This window comes from Microbispora sp. KK1-11 (genome assembly GCF_006874435.1).
Lineage (GTDB): Bacteria > Actinomycetota > Actinomycetes > Streptosporangiales > Streptosporangiaceae > Microbispora > Microbispora catharanthi.
In genome coordinates this window covers 1-1,592 of the sequence record NZ_VIRJ01000086.1, presented here as the reverse complement: position 1 = coordinate 1,592, position 1,592 = coordinate 1, and the positions used below count along the sequence as shown (strand labels likewise).

Below are 1,592 nucleotides of genomic sequence, written 5' to 3'. Positions count from 1 at the left end.
TGGTCACCGCTCGATCTCGTGCCGGCGGCGCGCGAGGCGTGGGCAGTCCTCGGTGATCACACGCTCTACGACGAACTACGCCAGACCGCCACCGCGACCTACTACGAGGACCTGACCGCCCTCACCGACGCCATCAGCGCCGCCGAACCCGTTCCGGACGTGGTCGCGCTGCCGATCCACGGCCACCTCCACGACACACCCGACCACGACGCCACCGACGGCCCGGAATCCGACAGCGAGACGACAGGGCACGGCAGCCCGGTGGACGCCGCGCACGCGGTGCTCGAACACACCCTGGTCACTTTGCAGACCTTCCTGGCCGACGACCGCCTGGCCGGCACCCGCCTGCTGGTGCTGACCCACCATGCCGTCGCGGTCACCGGCAACGACCCCATCGACCTGGCCACCGCCCCCGTGTGGGGCCTGGTCCGCTCCGCACAAACCGAACACCCCGGCCGCATCCACCTCATCGACCACGACCACCACCCCGACTCCGTCACCGCTCTGGCCAGCGCGGCCGCGACCGCCCACCACCACGACGAACCCCACACCGCCCTCAGATCCGGCACCCCGCACACCCCCCGCCTGACCCCACAGACACACCAACAGAATCAACCCCGCGCCTGGAACCCCGACGGCACCGTCCTGATCACCGGCGGCCTGTCCGGCATCGGCGCCCTACTCGCCCACCACCTCGCCACCACCCACCACATCCGCCACCTCCACCTCGTCGGACGACGCGGCCACCACACCCCCGGCGCCGACACCCTCATCCACGACCTCACCACCGCCGGCGCCCACGTCACCATCACCGCCACCGACATCACCGACCCAAACGCCGTCCACCAGCTCATCACCTCCATCCCCCACGACCACCCCCTCACCGCCGTCATCCACGCCGCCGCCACCACCCACGACACCCCCCTGCAAACCCTCACCCCCGACCACCTCCACCCCGTCCTCGCCCCCAAAATCGACGGCGCCCACCACCTCCACCACCACACCACCCACCACAACCTGGCCGCCTTCATCCTGTTCTCCTCCATCAGCGGCCTGCTCGGCGGCGCCGCCCAAGCCAACTACGCCGCCGCCAACACCTTCCACGACGCCCTCGCCCACCACCGCCACACCACCGGCCTACCCGCCACCAGCCTCGCCTGGGGACTGTGGGCCCACACCAGCACCCTCACCACGAACCTCAGCCAGATCGACCGCAAGCGGCTGGCCAGGCTCGGCCTGCATCCGCTCGCCACCGCGCACGCCCTGGCCCTGTTCGACGCCGTCGTCTTCGGCCCGGCCGGCGGGCCTCCGGTGCTCGTGCCGGCGCGGCTGAACACGGCGACCGAGACGCCGCCGCCTCTGCTGCGCCGCCTGATCTCCCCCCGCCGACCGGCCGTCCGAGCCACGCGGGGCGCCCAGGCAGCCGGTCAGGACACCTCACTGGCCGCCCGGCTCGCCGGGCTCGCGCCGGACCAGCGGAACCACGCCCTGCTCGACCTCGTCCGCACCGAAGTCGCCACCGTCCTCACCCACCCCAACCCCACCGCCATCCCCACCGACCGACCCCTCATCGAACTCGGCCTCGACTCCCT

The 1,592-nt window shown here is 72.1% G+C and carries 1 protein-coding gene; it reads left to right on the top strand.

The window, feature by feature from the left end; translation table 11 throughout:
* A partial coding sequence (locus tag FLW16_RS42805) for a beta-ketoacyl reductase (protein WP_142566703.1) occupies positions 1-1,592 on the top strand: 1,592 nt, incomplete at both ends.